Raw genomic sequence first — 6,551 nt, forward strand, 5'->3', positions numbered from 1 at the left:
AACTCAGTCCGCCCGACTCAACGAAGTCCAAAGAAGCTGCGCCGCATACCCTCGATAAGGCCGCCAGCACTCAGCCCGCAACAACAGCTGCTTCGCTGTTACCCGCCCACCCTCCAGCGCTGCCAACGCATTGATCAGCCCTACGTCGCCATTGGGAAAGCCATCCATCTCCCGCAACTGGCGCAACGCAATGTACTGCGCCGTCCAGTCACCAATCCCGTGCAAGGCCAGCAACCGCGCTACGCCCCCCTCCCGCCCGGACTCGAACAACCGCGGATCATCGAGTAACGCCTGAGCCACCCCCGACAACGTCCGGCCTCGGCTTTTCGGCATGCCCAGCGTCGCCAGATCCGCCCCCGCCAGCACCTCAGCCGTGGGAAACACATGGCTCAATCCCGGCTGCGGTGAACTCAATGGCACACCGTATTGCGCCAGCAGCTTCCCCGCCAACCGGATCGCCGCCACTACCGTAATCTGCTGCCCCAGCACCGCACGGATCGCCAGTTCCAGCCCATCCCACGCCCCCGGCACTCGCAACCCGGGACGCTCGGCAATCAACCGTGCCATCAGCGGATCAACCGCCAGGTGCCGGTGAATTGTGGACAAGTCGGCATCCAGGTCGAACATCCGCCGCAGCCTTGCGACAATTTCAGGTACGGCGTCCGGGTCAGGAAAATCCAGGGTCAGCTCAAGTGCATCGGATGCAGCAGGCTGGATCGAAAACGTACCGTGAACGCCATGCAAATCGATGCTGCGCGAGTAAACACCCCCGACCACCGTTTCCAGGCCAACAATCGCCCGCGCCGACAAGAACCCCAGCAACGCCGGCCAGTCATAGGGCGGCTGGTACGCCAGCAACAACCTCACAGACTGAGCAACCCGCTATACAACCCATAGGCCGCCAGCCCCGCACCACCGATGACACAGGTGAAAATGCCTTTCTCGACCACCGTGAACAATGGCTTGCCCAGCTCATGACGTGCCTTGGCAAACAGGATCACACCCGGCGCATACAACAACGCTGACAGCAGCAAATACTTCAGGCCGCCGGCATACAGCAGCCACACCGCGTAGCCCAGAGCAATGCCACCGATCAGCAGATCCTTGATCCGCTCGGCGGGTGCCTGTTGGTAGGTTTCACCCCGCGCGCACAACAACACCGCATAGGCCGCCGACCACAGGTACGGCACCAGAATCATCGAAGACGCCAGATAAATCAGACTGGTGTAGGTGCCGGCGGAAAACAGCGTGATCAGCAGGAACAACTGGATCATCGAGCTGGTCAGCCACATCGCATTGACCGGCACACGGTTAGCATTTTCCTTGGTCAGGAATGCCGGCATGGTCTTGTCTTTCGCCGTGGCAAACAGAATTTCGGCGCACAGCAGCGCCCAGGACAACAAGGCCCCCAACAGCGAGATCGCCAGGCCGACGCTGATCAGCAACGCCCCCCAGGGGCCGACGATATGTTCCAGCACCGCCGCCAACGAGGGGTTCTGCAGTTTCGCCAACTCCGGCTGGGTCATGATCCCCAGCGACAGCACGTTCACCAGCACCAGCAGCGCCAAGACCCCAAGAAACCCGATAACCGTCGCCCGGCCCACGTCGGAACGTTTCTCCGCCCGGGCCGAATAGACACTGGCCCCCTCGATCCCGATAAACACGAACACGGTGACCAGCATCATGTGCCGGACCTGATCCATCACGCTGCCGAATTCCGGGTTGTTGCGCCCCCAGATATCGAGAGTAAAGACGTCCGCCTTGAACGCCACGGCGGCAATCACGATGAACATGATCAGCGGCACAATCTTGGCCACGGTGGTCACTTGATTGATGAATGCTGCCTCCCTGATCCCGCGCATCACCACAAAATGCACCATCCAGAGCAGCACCGAAGCGCAGACGATAGCGATCGGCGTGTTGCCTTCGCCAAAGACCGGAAAGAAATAACCGAGGGTGCTGAACAGCAGCACGAAGTAACCGACGTTGCCCAGCCAGGCGCTGATCCAGTACCCCCAGGCCGAAGAAAAGCCCATGTAGTCGCCGAACCCGGCCTTGGCGTAGGCATACACCCCGGAGTCCAGCTCCGGCTTGCGATTGGCCAGGGTCTGGAACACAAACGCCAGGGTCAGCATGCCGACGGCAGTGATTGCCCAACCGATCAGGATCGCCCCGGCATCGGCCCTGGCCGCCATGTTTTGCGGCAGGGAAAATATTCCGCCGCCAATCATCGACCCCACCACCAACGCGATCAATGCACTCAGGCGAAGCTTGCTCGGTGGTTGCGACATCGTTGCATCTCCATTTCTCCGGGGGGCGACAAGTGCCGCGAGATCGTCACATAACGAGCGTCAACTAAACTTTTGAAGAGTAATAACGTTTATTGGATAACGCCAACATACGTCTTTTTACTTGCACAAAACGGCTATTGGAAGCGCCGATATAATCATTTGTTGTATACGTTTTGCTAATACATCAATTTTGTACAAAAAACCCACGGGGAAGATTGGCGGATTCTGAAAAACCAACTAGCGTCATAATTCGAAACAAAACACAAAACAACTGAAACAATCTACAAAAAGGCTCTAGAACAAGCATTACAAGCAGCCGCCTTGCAAATGATGGCACTCCGCCAACAAACTGGGAACGCTCTCATTTAGTGATCCAAGTCAGCTGATTGGATAGCCAACGGAATTAGTCTGTTGCCTCTCTTCTCCTGCATTGGAGTCATGCAATGTCTGAAGCCCCCGGAAAACTCAAACTCGGCGCACTGGTTGCATTAGTCGTCGGTTCGATGATTGGTGGCGGGATCTTTTCCTTGCCGCAAAACATGGCCGCCAGCGCGGATGTCGGCGCCATTCTGATCGGTTGGGCGATCACCGCCGTCGGCATGCTCACCCTGGCGTTCGTATTCCAGACCCTGGCCAACCGCAAACCCGATCTTGATGGCGGGGTGTACGCCTACGCCAAGGCCGGTTTCGGCGACTACATGGGCTTCTCGTCCGCCTGGGGGTACTGGATCAGTGCCTGGCTGGGCAACGTTGGCTACTTCGTTTTGCTGTTCAGCACGCTCGGCTACTTCTTTCCGATATTTGGGGAGGGGAATACCCCTGCTGCCGTGATCGGTGCCTCGGTGCTGCTCTGGGCCGTACACTTCCTCGTACTGCGAGGAATAAAGGAAGCAGCGTTCATCAACCTGGTGACCACCGTTGCCAAGATTGTGCCCCTGGTGCTGTTCATGTTGATCGCGTTGTTCGCCTTCAAACTGGAGATCTTCACCGCCGACATCTGGGGCCTCAAGAACCCTGACCTGGGCAGCGTGATGGACCAGGTGCGCAAAATGATGCTGGTCACCGTGTGGGTGTTCATCGGCATCGAAGGCGCGAGCATCTTTTCCGCCCGGGCGGAAAAACGCAGCGATGTGGGTAAAGCTACCGTGATCGGCTTCGTTACCGTCCTGCTGTTTTTAGTCCTGGTCAACGTGCTGTCGCTGGGGATCATGACCCAGCCGGAACTGGCCAAGTTGCAGAACCCGTCGATGGCCGCCGTACTGGAACACGTGGTCGGTCACTGGGGCGCAGTGCTGATCAGCGTCGGTTTGATCATCTCGTTGCTGGGAGCGTTGCTGTCGTGGGTGCTGCTGTGCGCGGAGATCATGTTCGCCGCCGCCAGGGACCACACCATGCCGGCGTTCTTGCGCCGCGAAAACGCCAACCATGTACCGGTCAACGCCCTGTGGCTGACCAACGCCATGGTGCAGATTTTCCTGATCATCACGCTGTTCTCCGCCAGCACTTACCTGTCGCTGATCTACCTCGCCACCTCGATGATTCTGGTGCCGTACCTGTGGTCGGCAGCCTATGCCTTGCTGCTGGCCGTGCGGGGCGAAACCTACGAGGGCGCGTCAGGCGGCCGGCAGAAAGATCTCGTCATCGGCGCCGTGGCCCTGGTCTACGCGATCTGGCTGCTGTACGCCGGCGGCATCAAATATCTGCTGCTCTCGGCCCTGCTCTACGCCCCCGGCGTGATCCTGTTTGCCAAGGCTAAGCTTGAAGTAAACAAACCGGTTTTCACCAACGTCGAGAAGCTGATTTTCGCCGCGGTGGTCGTCGGCGCCGTGGTGGCGGCCTACGGCCTCTATGACGGCTTCCTGACTCTTTAACTACCCTGTTTTGTCATCTGGAGGATCACTGTAATGACCAAGGAAAAAGTTAAGTACGGCGTCCATTCCGAAGCCGGAAAACTGCGCAAAGTCATGGTTTGCTCCCCAGGGCTTGCCCATCAGCGGCTGACCCCGAACAACTGCGATGAACTGCTGTTCGATGACGTGTTGTGGGTGGCCCAGGCCAAGCGCGACCACTTCGACTTCGTCACCAAGATGCGTGAACGCAACATCGATGTACTGGAAATGCACAACCTGCTGACGGACATCGTCGCCATCCCCGAAGCCCTGGACTGGATTCTGGAGCGCAAGATCACCGCCAACTCGGTGGGCCTGGGCCTGATCAACGAAACCACTTCGTGGCTGCGTAGCCTGGAGCCGCGCAAGATCGCCGAGTTCCTGATCGGCGGCGTCTCGGGCGACGACTTGCCCACCAGTTTCGGCGGCAAGGCCATCGAGATGTTCCGCGACTTCCTCGGCAATTCCAGCTTCATTCTGCCGCCGCTGCCCAACACCCAGTTCACCCGCGATACCACCTGCTGGATCTACGGTGGCGTCACCCTCAACCCGATGTACTGGCCGGCGCGCCGTCAGGAAACCCTGCTGACCACCGCCATCTACAAGTTCCACCCCGAGTTCACCAACGCCGACTTCCAGATCTGGTACGGCGACCCGGACAAGGACCACGGCAACTCCACCCTTGAGGGCGGTGATGTGATGCCGATCGGCAACGGCGTGGTATTGATCGGCATGGGCGAACGCTCGTCGCGGCAGGCCATTGCCCAATTGGCGGTGAACCTGTTCAAAAACAAAGCCGTCGAGAAAGTGATCGTCGCCGGCCTGCCGAAATCCCGCGCGGCAATGCACCTGGACACCGTGTTCAGCTTCTGCGATCGCGACCTCGTCACGATCTTCCCGGAAGTGGTGAACCAGATTGTCGCCTTCACCCTGCGTCCCGATGAAAGCAAAGCGGGTGGCATCGACATCCGCCGCGAAGAAACCAACTTCCTCGACACTGTGGCCCAGGCCCTCAACCTCAAGGCCCTGCGTGTGGTGGAAACCGGCGGCAACAGCTTCGCCGCCGAACGCGAGCAGTGGGACGACGGCAACAACGTGGTAGCCGTGGAGCCCGGCGTGGTCATCGGCTACGACCGCAATACCTACACCAACACCCTGATGCGCAAGGCCGGGGTGGAGGTCATCACCATCAGCGCTGGCGAACTCGGCCGGGGACGGGGCGGCGGCCATTGCATGACCTGCCCGATCATCCGCGATCCGATTGACTACTAACCTATTAGCCTTGGCCCGCACTTACCGAGTTCGGGCCAAGGGGATAACCGACACCTTAGGAGATCCAAAATGGCGTTCAATATTCATAACCGCAATCTGCTGAGCCTGGAACACCACACCCCTCGCGAATTGCGCTACCTGCTCGACCTGTCCCGCGACCTCAAACGTGCCAAGTACACCGGCACCGAACAGCAGCATCTCAAGGGCAACAACATCGCGCTGATCTTCGAAAAAACCTCGACCCGCACCCGCTGTGCGTTCGAAGTTGCAGCCTATGACCAGGGCGCCAATGTCACCTACATCGACCCGAACTCCTCGCAGATCGGTCACAAGGAAAGCATGAAGGACACCGCCCGCGTGCTCGGGCGCATGTATGACGCCATCGAATACCGTGGCTTCAAGCAGGAAATCGTCGAGGAGCTGGCCAAGTTCGCCGGCGTACCGGTGTTTAACGGCCTGACCGACGAGTATCACCCGACACAAATGATCGCCGATGTGCTGACCATGCGTGAGCACGCCGATAAGCCAATCCACGAGATCAGCTACGCCTACCTCGGCGATGCGCGTAACAACATGGGCAACTCGCTGTTGCTGATCGGCGCCAAACTCGGCATGGACGTGCGCATCTGCGCGCCAAAAGCCCTGTGGCCGGCGGACGACCTGGTGGCTCGCTGCAAACAGTACGGGGAAGAAAGCGGCGCCCGCATCACCCTCACCGAAGACCCGAAAGCCGCCGTCAAGGGCGTGGATTTCATCCACACCGACGTCTGGGTGTCGATGGGCGAACCGGTTGAAGCCTGGGCCGAACGTATCCAGCAACTGCTGCCGTATCAGGTCAACGCCGAACTGATGAAAGCCACCGGCAACCCGCGCACCAAGTTCATGCACTGCCTGCCGGCGTTCCACAACTGTGATACCAAAGTCGGCAAGCAGATTGCCGAGCAGTACCCGCACCTGAGCAACGGCATCGAAGTGACCGATGACGTGTTCGAGTCGCCGGCCTGCATCGCCTTCGAGCAAGCGGAAAACCGCATGCACACCATCAAGGCGATTCTGGTGTCGACGCTGGCTGATCTTTAACGGCTGACTCGGCTCCCAC

General features: G+C 59.2%; 5 protein-coding genes. 3 read left to right on the plus strand and 2 right to left on the minus strand.

All coding sequences use genetic code 11. The features are described from left to right. Window positions 1-3: 3 nt before the first annotated feature. Both PMI28_RS13615 and arcD (PMI28_RS13610) read right to left on the minus strand, forming a co-directional pair. Window positions 4-867: a DNA-3-methyladenine glycosylase family protein gene (locus PMI28_RS13615; protein ID WP_007987311.1), complete on the minus strand. Its 864-nt coding sequence runs from the start codon at window positions 865-867 to the stop codon at window positions 4-6. Then, on the minus strand, window positions 864-2,291 hold the full coding sequence (gene arcD / locus PMI28_RS13610) for an arginine-ornithine antiporter (RefSeq protein WP_007987313.1): 1,428 nt from the start codon (window positions 2,289-2,291) through the stop codon (window positions 864-866). The genes PMI28_RS13615 and arcD (PMI28_RS13610) overlap by 4 nt, the downstream gene beginning before the upstream one ends. A gap of 443 nt (window positions 2,292-2,734) precedes the next feature. On the opposite strand from arcD (PMI28_RS13610), the gene arcD (PMI28_RS13605) reads away from it, so the two are divergent. The 3 genes from arcD (PMI28_RS13605) (at window position 2,735) to PMI28_RS13595 (ending at window position 6,532) form a co-directional block, all read left to right on the plus strand. Next, window positions 2,735-4,162 carry an arginine-ornithine antiporter gene (gene arcD, locus PMI28_RS13605; RefSeq protein WP_007987315.1) on the plus strand — a complete coding sequence of 476 codons (1,428 nt, stop codon included), beginning with the start codon at window positions 2,735-2,737 and terminating at the stop codon, window positions 4,160-4,162. Between the two features lie 33 nt (window positions 4,163-4,195). After that, a complete protein-coding gene (gene arcA / locus PMI28_RS13600; RefSeq protein WP_007987317.1) occupies window positions 4,196-5,452 on the plus strand; it encodes an arginine deiminase in 1,257 nt (418 codons plus the stop codon). A gap of 69 nt (window positions 5,453-5,521) precedes the next feature. Next, entirely contained in the window at window positions 5,522-6,532 is a 1,011-nt protein-coding gene (locus tag PMI28_RS13595; RefSeq protein ID WP_007974406.1) for an ornithine carbamoyltransferase, read from the plus strand. Window positions 6,533-6,551: the final 19 nt, after the last annotated feature.

Source organism: Pseudomonas sp. GM48 (assembly GCF_000282335.1).
GTDB lineage: Bacteria > Pseudomonadota > Gammaproteobacteria > Pseudomonadales > Pseudomonadaceae > Aquipseudomonas.

Coding starts and splice junctions, on each gene's coding strand:
- PMI28_RS13595 (WP_007974406.1), top strand. CDS start 5,522: ATGGCGTTCAATATTCATAACCGCAATCTGCTGAGCCTGGAACACCAC.
- arcA (WP_007987317.1), top strand. CDS start 4,196: ATGACCAAGGAAAAAGTTAAGTACGGCGTCCATTCCGAAGCCGGAAAA.
- arcD (WP_007987313.1), bottom strand. CDS start 2,291: ATGTCGCAACCACCGAGCAAGCTTCGCCTGAGTGCATTGATCGCGTTG.
- arcD (WP_007987315.1), top strand. CDS start 2,735: ATGTCTGAAGCCCCCGGAAAACTCAAACTCGGCGCACTGGTTGCATTA.